Here is a 23,753-nt window from a genome sequence, read left to right on the forward strand (position 1 = left end):
AATGCAGAAAAGAATTTTAGTCATCGCCATTTTGTTGTTCGGTCTTGGCGGCCTATTTGCGGTGAAATTTAATCCCCCAAAACCTATCGAGTTAGAGAGCGGTTTTCTGTTTCCACTGGCCTATGAATTAGCGCCCTTTGAATTGGTTGAGCAACACAAGCAAGCTTTTACCAATGCCAGTTTGCAGGGAAAATGGAGCTTATTTTTTATCGGTTTTACCTTTTGTCCCGACATTTGCCCTACGACCTTAAATAAACTTGCGGCGGCTTATCCTGATCTAAACAAAATAGCGCCATTGCAGGTGGTGTTTTTATCCGTCGACCCCAAACGGGACACACCGGATAAACTCCTGACCTATGTGAATTTTTTCAATCCAGAGTTTAAAGCTGTAACGGGTGAACAAACGCAGATATTTCCCCTCACCCGCAGCTTAGGACTCACTTATGCCATGGTGGGTGAAGGAGAGAATTACCAAGTCGACCATAGTGCGGGTTATGTGTTGGTGTCGCCGCAGGGAACGCGAGTTGCGGTATTTAAACCTACGGCAGCGTTAGGCAAACCGCCGCAGGTATTAAATGATAAATTAATTAGCGATTTTGAAAAAATAGTGGCGCAATACAAACCTAGCCGCTGATCACTCTTTGACCCAAGAGCCATCGTCCTTTGGCCTTACCCAAGGCTGAGAAAACCAATAGTAGCCATTGCGCGCCTTACTCGGCGCTGTGCAGTTATAACGCGATCGCCCCGCAGGCAAGGCTAAATCCGCTTGAACACTAAACTCGTTTTCATTGAGCCAAGTCGGCTGTTTTGAGCCTTGACCTTGGATATAACACATCACTTGCTTAGCAGAGATATCACTCATATCGAGGGTCACTTTAAGCTCTGGACGCCAATGACCACCCTTTAACTCAGGATCACTTGGGGTTTGTGCAATCACAGGCATATTTAAGCTGTATAACTTTGCCTTAAGGCTTTTTAGGTCAGCATATTGTCCAGCAACGGGGAAACGCGGCAGGGCCGTTAATGGCGAATAGGGCCCCGCGGCACCGGACTGTTGCCCAAAAGCGACAAAGCCGTTCTCAGTTAACATATCCTGCAACGCTTGATTGTACTCACCGTAGGGATACGCCAGCATTTTAAAATTGTGCCCAGTGGCATCTGCAATCGCCTTTTCTGTATCTAAGATATTGGCTTTTATCCGCGCGAACCACTGCGCCTGTGATTCGTTTTCTAGGGCGCGGATCAAATGTTCGTGCGCCCAACTGTGATTAGCAATATCGGCGCCTTCCTTGGATAGTGTGATGAGTTCATCCCAAGTCATCATCTCGGTAAACTTTTGTTTAATCGGCTCAATTGCCACAAACAAGGTGTAGGGGAATCCAAATTCCTTTAGGATAGGATGCGCCGTAGTCGCTATACTGCGATAACCATCATCGAAGGTAATTGCGATTGTTTTAGCGGGTAAATCTTGTTTTTGCTTGATCGCTTCAACCACTTTAGAAAGCGGGATCACCTTAAAGCCGTCATCGACGAGAAACTGCATTTGCTCACGAAATTGCGCGGGCGTAACGCTGGTTGCCGCCGGAGTGGTTTCTGACACATGGTGATATTGCAGAATGACCACGGCATGGGCAGAAAACGTCATTAGCCCTATGAGTGCCAACAGCACACGTTTAACCATAATGTGAACACCTCTGAAATTAATGAATACTGCTAAATCAACTTGGCTCGACCTCATGCTCAACGGCGCGAAAAATCGCCAGTTACTAGCGCTCGCCCTGCCGATGATACTCTCCAATATCACTATCCCGCTGTTGGGCTTAGTCGATACGGCTGTTATAGGTCATCTGAGTGAGGCCTATTATTTAGGGGGAGTCGCTGTCGGGTCAACGATTATCACATTAATCATTTGGTTATTGGGATTTTTGCGTATGGCGACGACAGGTTTAGTCGCGCAAGCCTTTGGTGCTGACGATCTTCACGCCCAGCACAAACTCTTAGTCCAAGGCGCTATGCTAGCGATGTTATTGGGCGCAGGCGTTATCGCACTGCAAGTCCCGATATTGAATTTAGCGTTAGGATTATCCGAAGCGAGTAGCGAGGTCGAACGTTATTGCCGCGAGTATTTTCAGGTACGGATTTGGTCAACGCCCTTCGCCCTGCTCAATTTAGTGATGTTAGGTTGGCTCTTAGGGCGACAACAACCTAAAGCCGCCATGTGGCAGCTGATTTTAGCCAACCTTGCCAATATTATCCTCGATGTGGTGTTTGTCCTCGGTTTGGGTTGGGGCGTTAAAGGCGCTGCCCTCGCCTCAGTATTTGCCGATATCACCGCTTTCTCAGTCGCACTCACTATGGTGTTACAACAACTCAAGCGTGCACCAGAGTTTCACTTATCCCACCTATTCCCCCATGTCACCCTGACTGGTTATGGCAAATTACTGAGGCTCAACACAGATATTTTTGTCCGTAGCCTCTGCTTGCAGGCAGCTTTTGCCTTTATGACATTCCATGGTGCAGGTCTAGGTGATAATACCGTTGCGGCCAATGCCGTGTTATTGAATTTACTGCTATTAATCTCCTACGCTCTAGATGGTATAGCCTATTATGCCGAGGCAGAAGTCGGTCGAGCCTATGGGCAAAAACAGGCAGAACAATTAAGGGAAGCTGTGATCTTAGCTTGGTGCTGGTCGGCCATAACGGCACTAGGATTCTGCGCTGTATTTAGTCTTTTTGGCAGTAATATTATCGCGTTATTGACCAGTATTAATGAGGTCAGAGCCACTGCGCAAACCTATCTTATCTGGTTAATATTCTTGCCTTTATGGTCCTTTAGCTCGTATTTATTCGATGGTGTTTACATAGGTGCCGCTAAAGGAAAAGTGATGCGCAATAGCATGATACTCGCCACCTTTGGCGCGTTTTTCCCAACATGGTATTTACTGCAGCAGCTATTACTACCAGAGCAAGGCAACCATGCCCTCTGGGCCGCGATGAGTGTCTTTATGATCGTCAGAAGCCTAACGCTCGCAGGGCATTATTATTTCAGTCAGGCCTTTTTACATAAATAAATCTGTAAAGACAGTAGTTTACTAATCTCAAAATCATTATTATGTTGATTTTACAATTGTAACGAAGATGTGAATCGATAATGAAAAGGATTTTACCGCTGCTATTGCTGTGGCTATGTAACTATACGGTTGCCAACACTGCGCCACAATTACCCGTTGAAGCCTTTGCAAGCATCCCAGATGTTAGCGCTGTGCAGCTCTCGCCTAATGGCAAAAAAATCGCTTCTGTTGTACGGGTCGATCAAGCCAAACTCAAAGGTACTGTCGTTAGTATCCAAGATATAGAAACAGGCGAAAAAAGCATTCCGCTGCACACGGATAATCAAAAATTTGTCATCCTGTCTCTGCAGTGGGCAAACGATAATATCTTACTGATCAGTGCTAAGTTTCCGGCTAACCGTTACGGTACACCTACAACCGAAACCCGCCTTGTTAAGTATGATTTGACCACGAAAAAGACCTCGAGTGTCCTTCCGCGCAGCGTCTTAGACCGTCTTAATTGGATCCCGCAACATCAGGGGCAAATTATCGATCTTATGCCAGATGATCCCGATAATATTTTACTGTCATTAGACGGAATGGGCGAAAACGTAGGCGAAGACAGCGTTCTGAAAGTCAATTTAGCGCAGGGGAAATCCAGTTACACCCAAAATGCTAAAAAGAAGATTATAAGTTGGATTACCGACAGGCAGCACAAAGTCCGAATTTCTATCTACAACGATGATACTGAGTACCGTATTTATGAACAGGCCGAGCAAAAGAGTGATTCACGCTTGCTTTGGACCTTTAAAGCTTTTTCTGAGGACACTGTTTGGCCATTAGGTTTTGATGCAGACCCTAATATCCTCTACGTTCGCGCCTATCACCAAGGTTTCGAAGCCATTTTTAAAGTGAACCTGACCGACCCTAATCTTACAAAAGAGTTGGTTTACGCCAATGAAGCAACTGACGTCGAAGGGGATTTACTCTACTCGCAATTAAAGAAAAAAGTCATTGGTATCAGTGAAGGCGACGGCGAGGAATACACCTTCTGGGAAACAGAATATGTCGGACTACAAAATGGTCTTAAGGCTGTATTACCCGATGCTCACAACTATATTACTCAATTCAGTGCAGATGAACGCCGCTACATAGTGTATTCCACCAGCTCGACCGAGCCTGGCACTTATTATTTCGGCGATAGGGACGAAAAAACGTTATATCCCATCGCGAACAGATACGGCAAGCTCAATAGTGAGCTACTCGCCAACACCCAACATCTAACTTACGAAGCAAGGGATAAGCTCAAAATTGATGCTTACCTAACAGTGCCAAAGGGACTCGAAGCTAAACAGCTACCGACGATTATTTTCCCCCATGGCGGCCCGATCAGTTACGACAGTAACGACTTTGACTACTGGGCACAGTTTTTCGCTAATCGGGGTTATGCGGTATTTCGAATGAATTTCAGGGGGTCGGCAGGTTACGGCTATGAGTTTATGAAGGCTGGCCTAAAAAGCTGGGGACTCGAAATGCAAAACGATGTTGAAGATGGGACTCGTTACCTCATAGCTCAAGGGATTAGCGATCCCAAACACATTTGTATTGCCGGTGCGAGTTATGGTGGTTACGCGGCCTTAATGGGGGCAGCCATGACTCCCGATCTTTACCGTTGCGCCATCAGTGTAGCTGGTGTGACCGATGTGGCCTACCTAGTAAAATCAAGCCGCAGACATACCAACTATGAAGTGGTTAAAGAGCAAATAGGAGATGATCTCGATGCCCTCTATGAGCGATCACCTATCAGTAAAGCAGATAAAATTAACATCCCAGTATTACTGCTTCATGGCGATAAAGACAGAGTCGTTAAGGTTCAACATAGCCGAGAAATGTATGACGAGCTCAAATCACTAAATAAACCAGTGGAGTATATTGAGTTGGAGAATGGTGATCATTACCTGAGCAATAACGACAACAGACTCGCGACGTTTAAAGCCTTAGATAAGTTCTTAGCTGATAATCTCAACCCTAAGTTATAACTTAACAACTGCACTTAAAGCGAAAGCCAAATATAAAAAACGCGACTCAAGGTCGCGTTTTTCATTCAGCTTAACAAACAAGATTAAGCGTAAGAATGTTCACCGTGTTGGTGATCTGTCACGTCACGTACGCCAGTCAACTCACCTGGGAACATGTCTAACAATTGTTTTTCGATACCATCTTTCAGGGTGATATCAACTTGAGAACAACCGTTACAACCACCGCCGAACTGCAGTACAGCCACGCCTTCTTTAGTGATTTCAACCAGCATGATATTACCACCATGGCCAGCTAACTGAGGGTTGATTTCAGATTGGATCACGTATTCGATACGCTCGACTAAAGGTGCATCACCTGACACTTTACGCATTTTTGCGTTAGGTGCTTTGAGCGTGAGTTGTGAACCTAATTGGTCAGTCACAAAATCGATAGTGGCATCTTCAAGGAAGGGTGCACTCTTCTCATCGACCATAGCATTGAAACCAGTGAACTCGATTTCAATATCATCACTTTCTACTGCATCCGGTGGACAATAAGACACACCACACTCGGCTTGCGAGGTACCAGGACTGATCACAAATACGCGAATATGAGTGCCTTCAGGTTGATCTGCTAACAACTTAACAAAATGGGCTTGAGCCGCATCGGAAATGGTAATCATGAAAACCTGCTCCGTCAGGGGATACCTGAGTGTTTTAGTAAGAATTAGCCGTATGATACTCCGACTCACCTTCGCTTTGTAGTCCTTTGGATAGCAAGTTTATGGATTTTTGCCATAGCGATCACGATTTGACTTAGTCATTTGGACTAATTAAACGATAAAAACTCAACGCATCAAAATCGAATAATGCTACTAAGACAGTCACTTGAGCGGATATTATAAGACGTTATCAACATGCTTCTCATTCATTATCGTGATCATCCAACAAGCCTGGCGCCTCAGCCCTTGCCAAACACCATACTTGAACATGCACATAACGCGCTTCGAATAAGCGAGCAATTTCAGAGACTGTAGTGCCGGTGGTCACCACATCATCCACCAATGCAACACGCTGGAACGCAAAATCATCCGCTAACATAAAGGCATCGTGTAAGTTGCGTCGTCGCTGTGCACCCGAAAGCCCCGCCTGCGATCGAGTGTCTTGTTGGCGCGTTAACCCTTCGCTCACTAACGGCAGTTGCAAGAGCTGTGATAACTCATGGGCAATTAACCACGCCTGATTAAATCCCCGTTGTTGTAAGCGTTTTGGATGCAATGGGACTGGCATTATCGCTTGAGGCAGCGAGATTAATCCTTGCTGTTCTAATACCTTAATGCGTGCCACTAAGGCGCTACAAAGCACGGGCAAAGCGGCAAGTTGACCTTGATATTTAATCGCACCAACCCAAGCACCCAAACCTTGATGATAACTACAAGGCGCAATGACTTTACGTGGCTGGCGCTTTTGGCATTCACCGCAATAATCGACTTCTATTTGCATCGACTTACCGCAACCTAAGCAAATAGGCCCATGATATAAGCCAGATTGAAGACAAACGGCGCAAATGCCAGTCTCGGGAAGTGATATGGATTGGTGGCACAGCAGGCAACGGTTAGGTAAACTGCCCGCCAACCACCTTGTACCGAGTTGATAGCCTAAACGCATTATCCGCAAAGCAGATTGCGGCCAAATCCTTTTGACAAAGTACGGCATACATTCACCTAATCCATTTTTGAGGCACTCAAGTGAGCCAAGTCACATCCACAAACCAAGCAAATTTGCATATTGAAATCAGCGGCCAAGGGCCAGATCTGGTGATGCTTCACGGTTGGGGAGTGAATAGCGCTGTGTTTACGCCATTACATGAGTCACTATCTCAGTATAGGGTGCACTATGTAGACTTGCCGGGCTTTGGCCATAGCCAAATGGTTGAAGGTGGCCTATCAACCTGGGTCGATACCTTAGTCGCTGCATTGCCTGAACACGCTATTTGGGCCGGCTGGTCACTCGGTGGGCTAGTTGCGACTCAGGCAGCGTTAAGTTATCCACAAAAAATCAAAGGCTTGATTACTATTGCCTCATCCCCTTGCTTTATGGCAAGGGAAGACGAAGCATGGCCGGGCATTCCGCCACAAGTCCTTAATCAATTTAGAGAACAACTCGGCCAAAATTTACCTAAAACTATAGAGAGATTTCTGGCGATTCAAGCCATGGGTAGCGAAACCGCCAAGGAAGATATCAAACAACTGCGCGATCTTGTCCTCGCACGTCCTTTACCCAATACCAGAGCCTTAACTCAAGGCCTAAATATGCTAACCGACGTCGACTTAAGGCAGCAACTGATAGAGTTGCAACAACCTTGGCTAAGGATCTGGGGCCGACTCGACGGGCTAGTGCCCAAACGCGTACCACCTAAAATGCCCATCACAGCTCAAAGTGAGGATGTGATGCTCGCCAAAGCCTCTCACGCGCCCTTTATTTCCCATCAGCAGGAGTTTTTGCAGGTATTTATGCCTTGGTTAACGTTACAGACACGTTAACGCTTTATCTTTGAGCGATTAATGGCTAGTATTTAACCATTAATGTGCCAAGGAATTTCCCATGTTAGTTGTCAGTAACTATCCCCAAGTCCCGCTAGCGACCAGTAATGTCGCGACGGACTCGGCTCGGGTCGACAACCAACTGAAACCTGTAGTCATCCCACCACAAGCGGCAACTAAAAGTCACGAAGAACGCGCCTTTAATCCACAGAATGAACGCACTGCGGATCAAGCTCAACAACAGGCGAAAACGCTCGAGCATAATCAGCAACAAGTTCAAGAAAAACAGCAGCAACAGCAATCCTCACAGCAACAGAACCAACAACAGCAAGAGAAAAAAGCGCCCCTTGTAGTGGCCGAGCGTGTTTTACCTAAAACGCTAAAAATTGTAGCAAGAGGCCAAGCGGCGCTGCAACGTAAGGATATACGCTTAAAGGTCAGTCAAGGTGCAGCAAATTATGCCAGCGGTAACGCCAAAGCGAATACCAGCAGCGCTGCACGACAATCGCTTCAAGGCGAATCGAGTCAATTTTATCAACAACTTGGGCAGCGCATTGGTCAGTTCTATCAACAACAGACTCAGCCAGAGCAAGAATCTATTATGTCGACGTGGATTTAACCTATTCCAATCGTATGAATCCGTTTGCGCACAAAATTAACCTGAATGATAAACAAAAATGCCGCTAAGAATAGCGGCATTTTTTATACTGTTTAACGCTTATTTAGGCAAACGATACAGCTCTTGCTGGTAGGCTAAACTGCCCCACAATGCCCAACTTAAGGCTTTCTTCTCTAGCGCGGCAGCAGCGGGTGGATGAGGCGTTAACTGCTCAGTTTTTTCATTATATTCGAAACCCTGTGCCTCTTTCTCTGGTTGCAGAATGACCACATCTTTACCTTCCATCAGCGCAAAGTTTTTATCGTATTGCATCAGAGCACGCCCTGGCCAATCATCGCTGACCTGAGTTAAGTCACGGCCCAGCATAGGGTAAGAGTCAGATATTCCAATCAAGGATAACAAAGTCGGCGGCAAGTCAATTTGACTCACGATACGATGATCGCGTTTTGGCGCAACATTATCCCCAAGAATTAATCCCGGAATACGGAAACGCGATACTGGCACCAGATCCGCACCACCCACTCGACTGTCATGGTCGGCAACCACGATAAAAATCGTATCTTTCCAATAGTCCGCGTTTTTCGCCAATTTGAAAAACTCACCAATCGCATAGTCGGCATATTTCGCCGCATTGTTGCGAGTTTGCTTAGGTTGTTCATAAAGTTCGATACGATCATCTGGGAATTCAAATGGATCATGGTTGCTCGAACTAAACACTAAACTAAAGAAAGGCTTACCTTCGCTATGCAGACGCTCAAACTCACTGTTCGCCTTGCGCATTAAATCTTCGTCTGACGCGCCCCACGAGCCCACGAAGGCCGGAGATTTGTAATCTTTCTGATCTATGATGTCACTAAAGCCGTTGCCCAAGAAGAAGCTACGCATATTGTCGAAATGGCTCTCACCACCATAAATAAACTGCGTTGTATAACCATGATTTTTAAGTAATTCAGCAATACTGAAAAAGCCAACTTGGCTCTTACCTAGCTTCACCACAGCGCGAGCTGGCGTTGGCGTAAAACCTGTTGTCACAGCTTCGATTCCGCGTACAGATCGTGTACCAGTAGCGTACAAGTTATCGAAATACCAACCTTCTTTAGACAAGGCATCGATATTCGGTGTCAGGGGTAACCCACCTAAACTACCGACAAAACGTGCGCCTAAGCTCTCTTGCAGTAGGATCACTAAGTTCTTTGGCTTACCAGTATAACTGGCTTGGTTAAAGCTCAGTGATGGGATATCCGTTGAAGTAAAGGCACTTTCAGGGCGACCACTTTCCTGCCTAATCGTTGCAATAACCTCCGCGTTATCTAGCTTGCCATACACTTTAGAAGCATCTTCTTCACTATCCATCTGCTTGATGGCAAACACCAAGGAATAAGCAGAGTTAATAACTAAAGAGTTCACTAATGGATCGTCAGCAAAGGCCACCAGAGCGGGGTTAAGCGGACGATGACCCAAGGTTGAACGGGCACCTAATATCGTAATTGCGATAACGATTAACGCTAATACTGGACGCCAATACCAGCGTGGAAAGCGCAGGTTTCTCGTCAGTTTACCGCTGAGAACCCAACCGCCCCAGAGTGTACCTATGGTTAATAATATTGAGAAAATAAGCTCAAGCTTACGACCCGCCCACAGCATAGAAAGCACTTCTTTCGGGTAGATCAGATATTCCACATACAAACGATTCGGACGAAAACCATATTCTTCAATAAAAGCGGGGGTCGATGCTTCTAAAAAGAGCATGATCCACAGACCGACGGTTAACCACACCCGTAAAATCGGCTGCCATAGACGGCCAATAAAATGATCACCTGAAAATAATGCGGTTCCTAAGGCAGCAATACCCCATAACCAGCACAGGGTAGCGATATCGACGCGTAAACCTTGGATTAAGAGATGCGACCAACCATCAACAGCGGCCACGCGATCGGCTTGCCACAGCCCTAAAGCGATACGGCTCGCGGTGGCAATGAAAAGCACTAATAACGAAAAGATAAAGATGGCGCGGAAAGGCCCATGGGCATTGTTTCGCCCGCGAGGTGATAAACCAGATTGCATGTGTTACCCCAAAACGTGTAAAAAGAGCCACTCTGCTTTGGAGTGTCAATTTGAAAAATCGGTGAATAAGCTGTGCTATGACAACCGATTTTGCTTAACGTTGCATTAAATGCCGACTTTATATTCCCTAAGACGGCATTTATGCAACAATTTTGTGAGTAACAGGTTAAAAAGTCGACTCGGACATGACGTATGTCCGAGTATTAACATTACAGCGTCTACTTTTTCAGCTTAGCGAAGGCATCGGCAAAGGCATTGCCCATGGCCGCGTTTGCTGGCGCTTTAGGTGTTTGCTTCTGCGCAGGACGCGCAGCCGGTTTCGCTGACTGCGGTGTTTTACCATGATTAGTTCTGGCAGGATTGTGTGGTCTTTGCTGTGGCTTGCTCTGGTCGATAGCTTCATCCAAACGCATGCTCAAACCGATACGGCGGCGCTCAACGTCAACTTCCATCACTTTGACTTTCACCACATCTCCCGCTTTCACCACAGTGTGCGGGTCGCTGATGAACTTGTCGGTTAGAGAAGAGATATGCACGAGTCCATCTTGATGTACGCCAATATCGACGAAGGCACCAAAATTAGTCACGTTGGTCACTACGCCTTCGAGTACCATTTCGGGTTTCAGATGCTTAAGTTCTTCAACACCATCTTTAAACTTGGCGGTTTTGAACTCACCGCGGGGATCGCGTCCAGGCTTATCCAGTTCTGCTAAAATATCTGTGACCGTCGGCAAACCAAATTCCGCCGTAATAAACTCTTCTGCCTTGATGCTGCGCAGCAAATCAGAGTTACCCATCAGGCTCGCCAACTCTACTTGCTTAGTCTTAGCGATAGTTTCCACTAGCGAATAAGCCTCTGGATGCACAGACGAGGCATCGAGTGGATTGTCCCCTTCTCGAATACGCAAAAAGCCCGCCGCTTGCTCGTAGGCTTTAGGCCCTAAACGCGGCACTTTCAGCAGCTCTTTACGATTCTTAAACTGACCATTGGCATCGCGATAATCGACCACGTTTTTCGCTAACGTCTTATTTAAACCTGCCACTTGTGACAATAACGGCACAGAGGCCATGTTGAGATCTACACCCACGCCGTTTACACAATCTTCCACCACGGCTTCCAGCGAACCCGATAATTGGCTTTGACTCACATCGTGTTGATATTGACCGACACCGATAGACTTAGGCTCAATCTTCACCAACTCGGCTAATGGATCTTGCAAGCGGCGGGCGATAGACACAGCGCCACGAATCGACACATCAAGATCAGGAAACTCCAACGCCGCCAATTCCGATGCAGAATACACAGACGCGCCCGCCTCACTGACCATCACTTTGGTCAAATGTGGATGGGTATCTTTCACTTCGGCAATCAGCTCAGCGGCCAGCTTGTCAGTTTCCCGTGATGCAGTGCCGTTACCAATCGCAATCAGCTCAACCTTATGCATTTTGACTAAGTTAGCCAAAGTACGGATCGACTTTTCCCACAGATTTTGCGGTGCGTGTGGGAAAATAGTCGCATGGCACAACAACTTACCTGTGTTATCGACCACTGCTACTTTAACACCGGTACGTAAACCAGGATCGAGTCCCATGGTGGCTTTCGCACCCGCAGGAGCGGCCATCAATAAATCACCTAGATTACGGGCGAAAACTTTAATCGCTTCGGCTTCAGCGCGTTCGCGCATTTGCGAAATAAACTCAGTTTCCATCTGCAGGGCAATCTTAATACGCCATGTCGCCGTCACCACAGTTTTCAACCATTGATCAACGCTACTATCACCTAATTTCAGCCCTAAATGATCACAGATAATCACTTCGCAGTAACTACCTTGGCCCGCTTCAGCGGCTGGGTCGGCATTCATAGATAAGGTTAAGAAACCTTCATTACGCCCACGCAGCATAGCCAGTGCACGGTGTGATGGGATCTTAGCTAACTGTTCTGTATGCTCAAAATAATCGCGGAACTTCGCGCCGTCTTTCTCTTTGCCAGCAATTAAACGGCTTTCTAACACACTGTTTTGGCTTAAATGCTCACGCACTTTACGCAGTAATTCAGCGTCTTCGGCGTAGCGCTCCATCAGGATATAACGCGCGCCCTCGAGCACAGCTTTAACATCTGCAAAACCCGCTTCGCTATTGATATAGCCTACCGCGGTGGTCTCGACATCTACGCTACGATCAGCCAGTAAGGCCTCGGCTAATGGCTCAAGCCCAGCCTCGATAGCGATTTGGCCCTTAGTACGACGCTTAGGTTTGAAGGGCAGGTATAAATCTTCGAGGCGTGTCTTACTGTCTGCCTCGTCAATCGCCCATTGTAATTCTGGCGTTAACTTACCCTGAGCTTGGATGCTAGACAGGATCACTTGGCGTCTGTCGTTCAGCTCACGCAGGTAACCTAAACGCGTGTACAAGGTACGCAGTTGTGTATCGTCTAAACCGCCCGTTGCTTCTTTACGGTAGCGGGCAACGAAGGGAACTGTCGCACCATCGTCAAGCAGAGTGATGGTTGCGGCAACTTGTTGCTCACGAACATTCAGTTCTTGAGCGATAATCTGAGCGATGTTATGTGCATTAGTTTGCATAAATAAAGTGTCGTGCCTAACTGTAAAGTAAGTCGTTATTGCGCCAAAGATACCACAGGCGCCCCGTATGTTTCATGCTAAAGCCTAGGTCAAATCAGAGAGTTTGATCTTTCCCGCAATCCCGTGACTACCGCCGCTATTTTAACAGCGGCAACTCTGTGGTTAATTCGCCTCGCTGGCGAGAGTAGTTTCAAAAGGGGTATAACGGATCTGATTGATATACCACTCTTTTGGACCCGAGGGCGTTTGCACTAGCACCTCATCATCCACTTGCTTGCCGATTAAGGCACGCGCCATGGGCGAGTCGATGGTGATATAGCCTAATTTTGTATCGAGCTCATCTTTACCGACGATCCGATAACGCACGCGATCACCGGCTTCATTTTCAAGCTCAAACCAAGCGCCAAAGAATATTTTGCCTTCCTGCTGCGGCGAGTAATCGACGATTTTTAATTCTTCTAACCGCTTAACTAAGTATCTGACTCGGCCATCAATTTGTCTCAACAAACGCTTGTTGTAGGTGTAGTCCGCGTTCTCACTACGGTCGCCCTGTGCCGCCGCTTCTTGGACTTTAAGGGTGATTTGCGGCCGATATTCTTTCCACAAATACTTCAATTCTTTATCTAAAGTTTGCCACCCCTGACGGGTGATCAAATGCGCTTTCATACTCATTACTCAATCGTTGGATTAAACGACCACAATTGATGCGGGATAATATATTAGACTGATGATACTCAGACTGGACGCTAAAGTTAACTCACTAAATCATCTCTGTGCATAATGGCTTTTAAATCACCTCTTTTACTGATGCCAATTTAGTTACAATTTCAGCTATAGCGTGAATAAACGCGAGTATTCCCATGCAATTTCATTTGCTTAGTATTAACATTGGGCAATCAATATCAGCATTTATCGCATTCAGGTTACTAAGGTGAGCTAGTCGCCTTGGTTGAATACGGCTATATTAGGCAGATTCGTTTTCAATTTCAGCCAGTTGGTTAATCTTAACTGTTTCTCATCAGTAGAATAAGCACCAATCTGAGCAATTAAAGGACATCCCATGGGACAAGAAACCTCGAAAATCCTCGTCGTCGATGATGATATGCGCCTGCGAGCGTTACTCGAGCGTTACCTGATGGAGCAAGGTTATCAGGTGCGCAGCGCGGCCAATGCCGAGCAGATGGACCGCCTATTAGAACGTGAAAACTTCCATTTACTCGTGCTCGACTTGATGTTGCCCGGTGAAGATGGCCTGTCTATCTGTCGCAGGCTGCGCCAGCAAGGTAACCCTATTCCTATCGTGATGCTGACGGCCAAGGGCGATGAAGTCGACCGCATTATTGGTTTAGAGTTGGGCGCTGACGATTATCTACCAAAACCTTTCAATCCACGGGAATTACTTGCGCGGATCAAAGCCGTGATGCGTCGCCAAACCCAAGATGTGCCCGGTGCGCCAGCCCAGCAGGAAGCACAGATTAGCTTCGGTGAGTTCTCGCTGGATTTAGCGACCCGTGAGATGTACCACGGCGACGAATCGATTGCACTCACTAGCGGTGAGTTTGCCGTACTTAAAGTGCTCGTCACCCATCCACGCGAGCCCTTGTCTCGGGATAAGTTGATGAACCTCGCCCGTGGCCGCGATTATTCGGCGCTAGAACGCTCGATCGACGTGCAAGTGTCACGTCTGCGCCGCTTAATCGAAAAAGATCCCGCGAATCCTCGCTACATTCAAACGGTTTGGGGTTTAGGTTATGTGTTTGTACCCGATGGTGCCGCGCGTCGATGAGCCGCGCTGCCATCTTAATCTCCTGCGGTTATTGAGCCCACGATGAAACCTAAGTTTTGGTGGCGGTTTGTTCCTCGCAGCGCATTTAGTCAAACCGTGATGCTGATTGGTTGCCTATTACTGATCAATCAGCTGGTGTCTTACGTCACGGTCGCCGTCTATGTACTTAAGCCAAGTTACCAACAAATCAATCAGTTAATCGCTCGCCAAGTCAAATTACTGTTTGTCGACGGTATAGATATTGGCCGCGAACACTTAACCATAGTCGATGCCCTTAATGCCAAAGTCCACGACGATGGCATGAAAATCTACAATCAACAGCAAGCCCATGAAGCGGGTATTGAGCAAGCCACTTACTATGGTTTCTGGTCATCGCAGATGTCGGAATATCTTGGCGGCGATGCTGAAGTCCGCGTCACCCATGGCAGCGTATTACAGATTTGGATCCGTCCACCACAGGCGCCCTCGATTTGGATAAAAGTGCCACTTATCGGCCAAAATGTTTCAGATCTTTCGCCACTCACCCTTTATTTAATGGTGATTGGCGCACTTAGTGTCGCTGGGGGATGGTGGTTTGCTCGCCAGCAAAACCGCCCACTTAGGCGATTACAAAAAGCCGCGATTTCAGTCTCCCGCGGTGAATTTCCCGATCCCTTGCCGCTAAAAGGTTCGAGTGAAATCGTCGAAGTTACCAATGCTTTCAACCAGATGGCACACAGCATGAAGCAACTGGAGCAGGATAGAGCGCTATTGATGGCGGGGATCTCCCACGACTTGCGCACACCGCTCACCCGTATTCGCCTCGCCTCTGAGATGATGGTTGAGGAAGATCAATATCTTAAAGATGGCATAGTCAATGATATCGAAGATATGGACGCCATCATCAGCCAGTTTATTGCGTATATTCGCCAAGATCAGGAAACCAGCCGTGAGCTAGGCCAAATCAATAAACTTATTCAAGATGTCGCTCAAGCAGAGGCCAATCGCTCCGGCGAAATTGAAGTGGTGTTAACTGACTGCCCAGAAGCACAATTTCAAGCGATTGCCATTAAACGGGTACTGAGTAATTTAGTCGAAAATGCCTTTCGCTATGGTTCTGGCTGGATCCGCATTAGCTCGCAGTTCGATGGCAAGCGTATCGGTTTTAGTGTTGAAGATAATGGACCAGGGATCGATGAGTCGCAAATTACCAAACTATTTCAACCTTTTACCCAAGGTGATATCGCCCGTGGTAGTGTTGGTTCGGGCCTAGGCCTCGCCATTATCAAACGGATTATCGACAGACACCAAGGGCAAATTACCCTCTCCAACCGCGCCGAAGGCGGTTTAAAAGCCCAAGTGTGGCTGCCGCTGGAATAACGCGAGATCACATATTTGCAAATCAAATGACAACGCTGACATCCAAGTGAGCACTTGTCATATTAATGTCACCTTAAATTCATAAACTCAGCACAGTTACTGGCTCTGACCATTATGAAGATTGCAAAATGAAAATTTCAACGCTGTCGCTTTCTGCTTCTGCCCTGTTGTTATTGCTCGCGGGATTGCTAGCAGCCGTAGTGCTGTGGAGCAGTGATCAGCGGCAACAAATTGAGCAGCAAACACTGACATTACAAGCTATTCAGCAGGATTTTCTCGTCGGTGTACGCCGCGATCTCGATGGCTATTTAGCCAGTGGCAACGCTAGCCAACTTGAACAAGCGAAAACCAAACTCAGCGCCATTAAAAACCAGCTCACGCAGCTTAACCTCGCAGCCATGGGCGCTACCGACAATGACTTGCAAGCCAGCCTAAGCAACTTCATTCAAGATTTAGATACCAAGTACCGCGCCGCGGGTAAACTCGCTGGCAATCCTAGGCAACTGCTCGCCCACGCGGAATCTGAAATGCTCGACTACAACCGTCGTCTGGGCAGCTATGCCGATAAAGGCTTAGCCACAAATGCGGCGGTCGCCGAACAATATCTGCAATTGAGCCGCAATTTACCTTCTATCGTCTACCAACTTTCCCAACTGACCGATGGTTATCTGATCGGTAAAAATCAGCAGCTCAAGGGCATTTTAGACAGCACCAGCAAAGAGCTAAATACGTGGCACGACACCCTCAGCGCTCTGCCGTTAATCGGTGTATATGAGCAGCAAGAAGCCGATGAATTTGCACTCGGCGCAAGCGAACCGGAACAAATTGAAATCGGCGAGAGTGACCGCAGTGAACTGCTCAGTCTCGCCAATCGATACAACAAAGAAGTCGCCAATACCCACCAATTACTGCAAACAAACCAAGAGATGCAAGATCAACTCATTCAAGCGATTAGCAATGTGGAACAACAGCTTATTGGTTTAGGTGAGGCTCAGGCTGCAAAGAACCAGCAGCTGAAATATGAGTTACAGCTAATCCTCTACACTATGGTTTCCATCATGGCCTTGTTTGCCATTGGTTATTTGATCCTGCAGCAAAATCGTGTCGTCAAACCGCTAAAACGTCTCAACCAAGCTTTTATGAAATTAAGCGAATCGAACAGCCGCGAGCGTTTAGACATTAATCGTCGCTGCGAGACGGGCCAAATAGCAGGTCATTTCAACCAGTTACTACACAGGTTTGAACAGGAAGACGAGGCACAGCGCCAGCAAATCACTAAGGTTTCTCAATCATTAAGCCAACTGGTGGCACGCATTACTCAGCTATCACAACACACAGAGCACACCCAAACGATTGTGGCCGATACGCAAACACAGACCGAACATATCCGCAGCCTCGCCAATGAGGTGAGCCACACTTCAGCACTCGTGGAAGACAGCGCAGCCGAAACCATGCGCCAAATGCAGTCGAGTCAAGCACAAGCAGAGGCGGTATTGAGCGCGACCGAGCAAACACAAACCGCGGTCGGTCTGTGCCATTCGTCCCTTGAAAGCCTAAATAACTCAGTGACGGATGTATCGAAAATCATTGATGTGATTGGCAATATTGCCGAGCAAACTAACTTACTCGCCCTTAATGCTGCCATCGAAGCTGCGCGGGCTGGCGAGCAAGGTCGCGGCTTTGCCGTGGTGGCCGATGAAGTGCGTAATTTAAGCCAACGCACCCAAGTGTCTTTGAATGAGATCGTGAAAATTCTGCAACAACTGACCCAATCAAATCATGCTCTCAGTGAGAGTGTCGATGGCATAGCACAGGCGACAAGCAGCCAAAAACTGCGTGCTCAGAGCCTGTGGCAAGTGGCGCAAACAGTGCAAAACCAAGCAAGTGAAATGGCTAATACCGCCAAACAAGGCTCGCTAAATGCCAAAGAGCAAGTCGATTATCTCGATGAATTTGTTCGCACTATGGATAGTTTAAAAGAACAAGCGCAAACCAGTTCACAGCAGAGTGAGGTCATCGCCCAAGAAGTACAGCAGAGTGTAGAAGATATTGAAACCAGCTTGGGGATTGGGCAAAGCCAAATAAACCGTGCGGCCTAAAACCGCACGTTTATTCACTTAATTTCTCTATTTGTGTTTAATCGTCGATTCGACAATTATGGATATTAGAACCATCGAACTGACATTCGACATCAACCCATTTGCCTTCAAATGGCGTTAATGAAGCATCAGTCGCTTGATAGCCCCACAAGGTCTTTTGCATCACTAAACCCGACAAATCAAGCTCATTGCTTCGCACTTCAAGGTCAACTTCTTTCACTAACCACTGGTTGTCTGCGAGTTCAACACCTTCTATTTGAATCCATTTTTGGTCAAGTGTCGCTAAGGTTAAACCGTCATCGAATTGAGTTCTGGCATCAATATCAAATGTAAATCCATTAATTTGTAGCTGATTATTGGTGGTCAGTGTCGCCAGACCTTCTAGCTCGAACTTTTTACCTAAGGTTGGAGGTATTCCACCATTATCATGTGATGTTTCAAATTCAACTTCTCTGGCCCATAAACCCTGCGGCATAGATTGAATATCTACATCGACTAGCTTGCCTTCAACCAAGTTAGCTTGCTTGCCATCTTCAAATTGAGTATTTGTAGTGACATAGAGTCGAGTACGGGCATTAAGCTCAAACTGCGTTTTATCTTGGTTGACCCAAGTAATAGTCCCTTCTAGCTCCATATCGTTAAAAGACGCCGTATCTTCCACCTCGACTTCAGAGGCCAAAAATGAAGCACCACTTTGCTGGCCTTCCACTTCAACCCATGCGCCTTCCTGTAAGCTGCCTTCTAAACGTGCGTTGGCATAATTAATCACTGCCGAACCGATATTGAATTGTTGCGCAGTCTTATTTAATCCAGAGACACGTCCCTCGATTTCAGCAAACGCAAAATTGGGGATAAGGTTTATAGAATTAACCTGCCATTCTCCCATTACCGTTGGATAACCATTTACCGCCACCCAATCGCCTACTTTATACTGGGTCGCGTCCGCTGGTTTAACGACTAAATTAATCCCATTAACGGCAATAGTATTTTGATTAACGGAACTGATTTCACCCACAAGGCTTGGATCTAATATGACATTTTTAGCCTGTTGGCCTTCATTATCTATTTTGACCCTCATCCCCATTTGAATGGCATTAACCTCTAACGGCTGTTGTCCATAGTGAATCTTAGCATTAGCGATATTTACGCTATATCCGTTTACAGTAATCGAATTATTGTCAGAAGCGATATTTGTTACTGTACCGTTAATTTTTGCGGGTAACGTAGGTTGTGGAACGATAGGATCGGGTTTAGAGGTATCTGTTGATGAATCATTACCACCGCAACCTGCCAGCAAAATGGCCGTAATACAGACTAAGAGTTTATTCATTTTCTTCCCTATTTTGTCTTGTTAAATCAGTGCTGGGCATCTTAGTATGAAGATCGTCAAGCAAATGTGAAGAAATGAATTAACCTATGAAAGTATTAATTGTTGATGATAATCATGATGTTATTGAAACAATCATGGATTATTTAACCCTAGAGGGGATTATTGCCGACTGTGCATATCACGGGGAAAGTGCAATCAATTTAATTCAACAAAACCATTACGATGTCATCATAATGGATATTATGATGCCCAAATTAGACGGTATTAATACGGTCAAAAAACTGCGTGAAGAAATTTATTGTAATACACCGATTATATTTTTAACCGCCAAAGATAGTTTGCAGGATAAAATTGATTCTTTTACATCAGGTGGGGATGATTTTTTAAATAAACCTTTCGCGATGGAAGAATTATGCTTACGACTGCATTCACTGCATAATCGTGGCCCACGTTTAGATGTGGGTATTTTGCGCTTCAGTGATATCAGTTTAAATTTGCAAACCCATCAAGTTACCCGTGCTGGTAAAGAAATTAAGCTCAGTAAAATTCAGCGCACCATTCTTTCACTGTTACTAAAACATGCGCCCGCTATCGTGAGTAAAGAGCAATTGGTAGATACAGTATGGGGAGATGATGCACCTTCGAGTGATTCACTTCGCAGCCACATATACAGCTTACGCAGTGCACTCGATAAAGGTTTTTCAGACTCAAAATTAGAGACTATCCATGGCCAAGGTTACCGACTTATCCCCTGAGCATTTTCCGAGTTTATATAAAAAAATCCGCCTCACTTTTTTAGTATTAACTAGCTTGATGTTTGCCATTTTTTGGAGCCTCATTTATATCGCCGAAGAACAAATTGAGAAGATTAGCCTCGAGCAAACGCTGGCCACAGAGACTCGCGAATATCTAAAGAATTATCAAAGGTTTGGTGATAAAGCACAGCTCCCCGATATCAATGAATTGAAAACATATTGGAGCAAAGAGTTTGTACCAGCTTGGCTGCAACCTTATCAAAATACCGGATTTTACGAACATCAACTGGGTGATGAAGATAAACACTTTTTGATATCCGCTCATCCTTCTGGGCAAGGGCTGTTGTATGTGGTTTATAAGGATGACGCGGACGATTTCCTTGATAGCTATGAAGATAGAATGCACATTTTGATCTCTATTATGGGGATCGGTTTGCTCCTGTTTATCATGGCGTATGGATTGTATTTTGTACGTCTGCTATCCAGTCCACTTGCTGAGATTGAAAATAAAATCAATCAACTATCACCCAAAAGACCGACATCAACACCGAGTACTTCATACCGTGAAACCCGCCAGATTGAGCAAACCCTATTAAGCAACAAAGCTAAAATTGCCGCCTACTTCACTCGGGAACAAGAATTTAGCCGTTTTGCCTCCCATGAACTACGCACGCCCATTATGGTGATCCAAGGTTCGGTCGAATTGCTCAAAAAAATCCCCAATGCGACAACCGAGGCTCAACAATTAATGGTCAAAAAAGCCATTACACGTATTGATTACGCAGGGCATCAAATGAAAACGCTCACCGAGGCCTTTTTACTTCTCGGAAAAGAAGACATTGAATCCCAGCACTACAGCCAAATTGATTTAGCACCACGCCTTGAACACATTTTAGCTGAGATGGCACAACACTTTGCCAAGCAAGAAATCACCTACAGCTTAACGCTTAAAGATTGCTTGAGCATCAAGGCGCCACTGAGCTTTATTGACATAGTGATAGGTAATTTAATTAAAAATGCTTTCAATTACAGTGTCGGAAACATTGAAATTACGATGCAAAGCAACCAATTATGGATACTGAATCCACTAAGCACTCAAAGTACTGATACATCAGGCTATGGCTGCGGATTAATTATTATTGAACGTATTTGCGAGCGAATGGGCTGGGCATTTTCAACCCAAAACGATGGTGCTAGCTATCAGGCTTATGTTCAGTTTATAGATAATGCCCATTAACTGAAGTTAGCTTGGATAAATGACCTCGTTTTAGCAAATTCTGAGTTGCAAACCCAATCTTCACAACCGCTTCACGCTTGTCTTGGCACTATGCTCGCAACACTGTAATAGCCATTGAGGCTGAGTTACATAAAACCATAGAAAGGACAAACAGATGAATAAAATGACTCTTACCGTTTTCGCAATGGCACTTTCATTCACGACTATGGCCAGCCAAGCAGGCTTTCAACCTACAACGGGTGAACCTCAAATACAGGGTGGCTTCCAAGGGCCGAGCGCAAGACAAGTGATTCATGATGTGGTGAGCGCGCTCAATGCCAGTGATGACGCCCAAATTGAGTTAACGGGCCATATCATTTCTTCCATTGGACACGATGATTATATTTTCCGTGACGCTACGGGTGATATTAAGGTCGAAATTGATGATGATTTATGGCGCGGCAACACAGTAACACCTGAGACTCAGGTCATTATTCGTGGTGAAGTGGATAAAGATTGGTCTGAAGTGACCATAGATGCAGACAACATTCAAATCGTACAATAAATGGATTTAGTTAAAGCCAGCCAATGAATGGCTGGCTTTGGTCACATCCAAACTTCATGTCTTAAATACGCTTAGATAGCAGCCAAAACAACTTCAGCTTTACTGGCTTCAAAAGCCTTTGGCTCTTCTACATTCAGTAGAGTCACTACACCGTTATCGATGATCATGGCATAACGTTGTGAACGCACTCCACCAAAACCGGCAGTATCCATCTCCAAACCTAAGGCTTTAGTAAAGCTGGCATCGCCATCGGCTAACATCATTAATTCAGAGGCATTTTGTGCTTCGCCCCACGCTTTCATCACAAAGGCATCGTTCACAGCAACACAGGCAATCAAATCCACGCCTTTCGCTTTAAATTGATCGGCTAATACCACATAGCCAGGTAAATGCGCTTCAGAACACGTTGGAGTAAAAGCACCTGGCACTGCAAACAATACGACTTTTTTACCCGCGAACAATTCGGTAACTTGGTGATTCACCATGCCATCTTTAGTCAGTTGACCTAATGTGGCCGCGGGTAATGTTTGACCTTGAGCAATCATGTCTTTCTCCATTTAGTTAAAATAACTCATCCATACTAGCCCTATTTACCGCAGATAAACACCGAGAGAAATAAGGGCGATTAGACTCGAGTTCGATTCAACCGCAGCCCCGCACACAAACTAAGACATAACAAACCTAATACTGAGAAGGCGCCGCCACTTTCCTCAACAACGATAATGTCGGGCTCTCTGTCTCGATCGCTACTCTCCAATGGCAGCGCATACAAACTATCGGTTTCATCGGCGCTAATGGTCGCAACAATATCGCTGTAACCCACTTCATACACATCAATCAACACATCATAGTGATCCGTCGCATAACCCGTATAGAGCGTGGTCAACACTTCGTAATCGTCCTGTGTCGAATCGCCGTAAATGGTAAATACGTCTGTGGTGTAGTAATGCACCCAAGGGCCACCATCACGACTGAGATAAAGCTCGGCAAATAAATCAGCTCTTTCATTAAGATATGCACCATTGACATCAACGTCGAAGGTCACGCTAAACGTTTGATAAAACCCATCGTAGTCAAAGTCTTCAAACAAACGACTGCTGGCATCAAAAATCGAAAAGCTGTGATACACAGGTGCGCGGTAGGGATCTTCACTGGTCGCGCTCGAACTAGGAATCCCTTGGCTCGCATGTTTCACTATTACTTGCTCACGCGTCATCGGCGAGGCGCCCATAAGTTGCACTCGGTTTGCCGTCGGCGCTTTGGATGATAAGGCTGGCGCCAAGGATTTAACGGCTGCAGCGGCGACTTCAGTGACATTTTTTGCGGGCGCGGCTTGCTGTAACAAAGCTAAAGCTTGTTGTTCCTGCTCAGCAGCTTGCTCGCTATTTTCTGCTTTTTTGGCAATACCAACACTGGCTGCTGTAAATGGCGTTAAGCTTTGCGATGACTCCAGTTCGCGGGGCTGAGCGCTAGCGGCAGGAGACGCTAAAAACAGAGCTGCAATAGCCGTTGCCATAAACAGCTTAACATTAACAGTGGCTGCCATATCTTGCTTATTGAGTGTGTTCATCTTGAATATCCTATGGATAACCCGTTCAAATTGGAGCTATTAAAGTGCAATGAAGGTGAACATAAGCTGAACATCAACGCCCACTGTTCTCAGCCAGAAGATACGTTCAGCCCGAGTTCATCTGGAATGGGTAACACTCACAAAACTTAAACGATACAAGCGCGAGCATAGAGATAGACTCGCCAACAGAACTTCAG

The 23,753-nt window shown here is 46.1% G+C and carries 20 protein-coding genes; 11 read left to right on the forward strand and 9 right to left on the reverse strand.

The annotated features are described in order from the left end of the window. The first annotated feature begins 1 nt into the window (after window position 1). On the forward strand, window positions 2-634 hold the full coding sequence (locus tag RA178_RS21345; protein ID WP_173248228.1) for an SCO family protein: 633 nt from the start codon (window positions 2-4) through the stop codon (window positions 632-634). Here the strand turns inward: RA178_RS21345 and RA178_RS21350 are convergent, their stop codons facing one another. Next, complete coding sequence (locus RA178_RS21350; protein WP_306683801.1) at window positions 635-1,681, reverse strand: polysaccharide deacetylase family protein; 1,047 nt, start codon at window positions 1,679-1,681, stop codon at window positions 635-637. Between the two features lie 22 nt (window positions 1,682-1,703). Between RA178_RS21350 and RA178_RS21355 the strand changes: the two genes are divergently transcribed. Next, on the forward strand, window positions 1,704-3,071 hold the full coding sequence (locus RA178_RS21355; protein WP_263147416.1) for an MATE family efflux transporter: 1,368 nt from the start codon (window positions 1,704-1,706) through the stop codon (window positions 3,069-3,071). Window positions 3,072-3,151: 80 nt separating this feature from the next. After that, window positions 3,152-5,089: an alpha/beta hydrolase family protein gene (locus RA178_RS21360; RefSeq protein ID WP_306683805.1), complete on the forward strand. Its 1,938-nt coding sequence runs from the start codon at window positions 3,152-3,154 to the stop codon at window positions 5,087-5,089. Window positions 5,090-5,172: 83 nt separating this feature from the next. Here the strand turns inward: RA178_RS21360 and nfuA are convergent, their stop codons facing one another. Together nfuA and RA178_RS21370 are read right to left on the reverse strand one after the other, a co-directional pair. Next, window positions 5,173-5,751: a Fe-S biogenesis protein NfuA gene (gene nfuA / locus RA178_RS21365; RefSeq protein ID WP_006079591.1), complete on the reverse strand. Its 579-nt coding sequence runs from the start codon at window positions 5,749-5,751 to the stop codon at window positions 5,173-5,175. 241 nt (window positions 5,752-5,992) lie between these two features. Continuing rightward, on the reverse strand, window positions 5,993-6,784 hold the full coding sequence (locus RA178_RS21370) for a ComFC family protein (RefSeq protein WP_306683806.1): 792 nt from the start codon (window positions 6,782-6,784) through the stop codon (window positions 5,993-5,995). A 32-nt stretch (window positions 6,785-6,816) separates the two neighbouring features. On the opposite strand from RA178_RS21370, the gene bioH reads away from it, so the two are divergent. Together bioH and RA178_RS21380 are read left to right on the forward strand one after the other, a co-directional pair. After that, window positions 6,817-7,611 (forward strand): pimeloyl-ACP methyl ester esterase BioH, encoded by a 795-nt coding sequence (bioH, locus tag RA178_RS21375; RefSeq protein WP_105250658.1) that lies wholly within the window; start codon window positions 6,817-6,819, stop codon window positions 7,609-7,611. Window positions 7,612-7,672: 61 nt separating this feature from the next. Then, complete coding sequence (locus RA178_RS21380) at window positions 7,673-8,230, forward strand: hypothetical protein (protein ID WP_306683808.1); 558 nt, start codon at window positions 7,673-7,675, stop codon at window positions 8,228-8,230. A gap of 99 nt (window positions 8,231-8,329) precedes the next feature. Here the strand turns inward: RA178_RS21380 and RA178_RS21385 are convergent, their stop codons facing one another. The 3 genes from RA178_RS21385 to greB all read right to left on the reverse strand — a co-directional run bounded on the left by RA178_RS21385 (window position 8,330) and on the right by greB (window position 13,542). Then, window positions 8,330-10,294, reverse strand: a complete 1,965-nt coding sequence (locus tag RA178_RS21385) for an LTA synthase family protein (RefSeq protein ID WP_306683810.1) — start codon at window positions 10,292-10,294, stop codon at window positions 8,330-8,332. A 218-nt stretch (window positions 10,295-10,512) separates the two neighbouring features. Then, window positions 10,513-12,876, reverse strand: coding sequence for a Tex family protein (locus RA178_RS21390; RefSeq protein WP_306683811.1), 2,364 nt, complete (start codon window positions 12,874-12,876; stop codon window positions 10,513-10,515). A gap of 162 nt (window positions 12,877-13,038) precedes the next feature. Continuing rightward, window positions 13,039-13,542, reverse strand: a complete 504-nt coding sequence (gene greB / locus RA178_RS21395) for a transcription elongation factor GreB (protein ID WP_105250662.1) — start codon at window positions 13,540-13,542, stop codon at window positions 13,039-13,041. Between the two features lie 394 nt (window positions 13,543-13,936). Between greB and ompR the strand changes: the two genes are divergently transcribed. The 3 genes from ompR to RA178_RS21410 all read left to right on the forward strand — a co-directional run bounded on the left by ompR (window position 13,937) and on the right by RA178_RS21410 (window position 18,120). Further along, the gene (gene ompR, locus RA178_RS21400) at window positions 13,937-14,662 is read left to right on the forward strand and encodes an osmolarity response regulator transcription factor OmpR (RefSeq protein ID WP_006079507.1); all 726 of its coding nucleotides are present in this window, start codon (window positions 13,937-13,939) and stop codon (window positions 14,660-14,662) included. A 42-nt stretch (window positions 14,663-14,704) separates the two neighbouring features. Then, on the forward strand, window positions 14,705-16,021 hold the full coding sequence (envZ, locus tag RA178_RS21405; RefSeq protein WP_113940234.1) for a two-component system sensor histidine kinase EnvZ: 1,317 nt from the start codon (window positions 14,705-14,707) through the stop codon (window positions 16,019-16,021). A 128-nt stretch (window positions 16,022-16,149) separates the two neighbouring features. Continuing rightward, window positions 16,150-18,120 (forward strand): methyl-accepting chemotaxis protein, encoded by a 1,971-nt coding sequence (locus RA178_RS21410; protein ID WP_306683814.1) that lies wholly within the window; start codon window positions 16,150-16,152, stop codon window positions 18,118-18,120. A gap of 37 nt (window positions 18,121-18,157) precedes the next feature. Here RA178_RS21410 and RA178_RS21415 read toward each other — a convergent pair whose 3' ends face one another. Next, complete coding sequence (locus RA178_RS21415; protein ID WP_306683815.1) at window positions 18,158-19,450, reverse strand: DUF5666 domain-containing protein; 1,293 nt, start codon at window positions 19,448-19,450, stop codon at window positions 18,158-18,160. Window positions 19,451-19,536: 86 nt separating this feature from the next. Between RA178_RS21415 and RA178_RS21420 the strand changes: the two genes are divergently transcribed. From RA178_RS21420 to RA178_RS21430, 3 genes are all read left to right on the forward strand, one after another. Beyond that, window positions 19,537-20,205 (forward strand): response regulator transcription factor, encoded by a 669-nt coding sequence (locus tag RA178_RS21420; protein WP_131525518.1) that lies wholly within the window; start codon window positions 19,537-19,539, stop codon window positions 20,203-20,205. After that, window positions 20,177-21,442 (forward strand): sensor histidine kinase, encoded by a 1,266-nt coding sequence (locus RA178_RS21425; protein WP_198572429.1) that lies wholly within the window; start codon window positions 20,177-20,179, stop codon window positions 21,440-21,442. The genes RA178_RS21420 and RA178_RS21425 overlap by 29 nt, the downstream gene beginning before the upstream one ends. A gap of 154 nt (window positions 21,443-21,596) precedes the next feature. Further along, on the forward strand, window positions 21,597-21,986 hold the full coding sequence (locus RA178_RS21430; protein WP_113940229.1) for a YgiW/YdeI family stress tolerance OB fold protein: 390 nt from the start codon (window positions 21,597-21,599) through the stop codon (window positions 21,984-21,986). 71 nt (window positions 21,987-22,057) lie between these two features. Here RA178_RS21430 and RA178_RS21435 read toward each other — a convergent pair whose 3' ends face one another. Both RA178_RS21435 and RA178_RS21440 read right to left on the reverse strand, forming a co-directional pair. Next, the gene (locus tag RA178_RS21435) at window positions 22,058-22,531 is read right to left on the reverse strand and encodes a peroxiredoxin (RefSeq protein WP_113940228.1); all 474 of its coding nucleotides are present in this window, start codon (window positions 22,529-22,531) and stop codon (window positions 22,058-22,060) included. Window positions 22,532-22,611: 80 nt separating this feature from the next. Next, complete coding sequence (locus RA178_RS21440; protein ID WP_306683819.1) at window positions 22,612-23,556, reverse strand: choice-of-anchor H family protein; 945 nt, start codon at window positions 23,554-23,556, stop codon at window positions 22,612-22,614. Between the last annotated feature and the right edge of the window lie 197 nt (window positions 23,557-23,753).

Origin of the sequence: Shewanella oncorhynchi (assembly GCF_030848765.1) — a bacterium.
GTDB classification, from domain to species: domain Bacteria; phylum Pseudomonadota; class Gammaproteobacteria; order Enterobacterales; family Shewanellaceae; genus Shewanella; species Shewanella oncorhynchi.